This is a genomic window from Stenotrophomonas sp. STEN021 (assembly GCF_056760175.1).
Map to the genome: position 1 here is coordinate 1 of NZ_JBRREH010000180.1, position 404 is coordinate 404.

A 404-nucleotide genomic window follows, 5' to 3' on the forward strand; every position below is an offset into this window, starting at 1 on the left:
GACGATGACCTACTCTCGCACAGCTTAGGCTGCACTACCATCGGCGCGGCTACGTTTCACTTCCGAGTTCGGGATGGGATCGGGTGGTTCCATAGCGCTAATTTCATCAGGAAGACGGTTTGAGCAGCGCCTTGCGCCGGCTCCAATGCGTTTCCTTGCGGAACTAAGCCAGGCTGTAAAGCACCTGGCTTACATAAAAAGACAAACCCCGCTGCGTGAGCAGCGGGGTTCTAGGTAAAAACCCTGACGATGACCTACTCTCGCACAGCTTAGGCTGCACTACCATCGGCGCAGCTACGTTTCACTTCCGAGTTCGGGATGGGATCGGGTGGTTCCATAGCGCTAATTTCATCAGGGAGACGGTTGGAGCGTCGCCATCCAAAGTACGGATTTAGGCGCCTGCC

The 404-nt window shown here is 55.7% G+C and carries 2 rRNA genes; both read right to left on the minus strand.

Going from position 1 to position 404, the window contains the following annotated elements:
* Nucleotides 1-111: ribosomal RNA gene (gene rrf, locus ACVOL0_RS20415) — 5S ribosomal RNA — on the minus strand; the annotation flags it as partial.
* A 130-nt stretch (nt 112-241) separates the two neighbouring features.
* Nucleotides 242-356: ribosomal RNA gene (rrf, locus tag ACVOL0_RS20420) — 5S ribosomal RNA — on the minus strand.
* Nucleotides 357-404 lie beyond the last annotated feature (48 nt).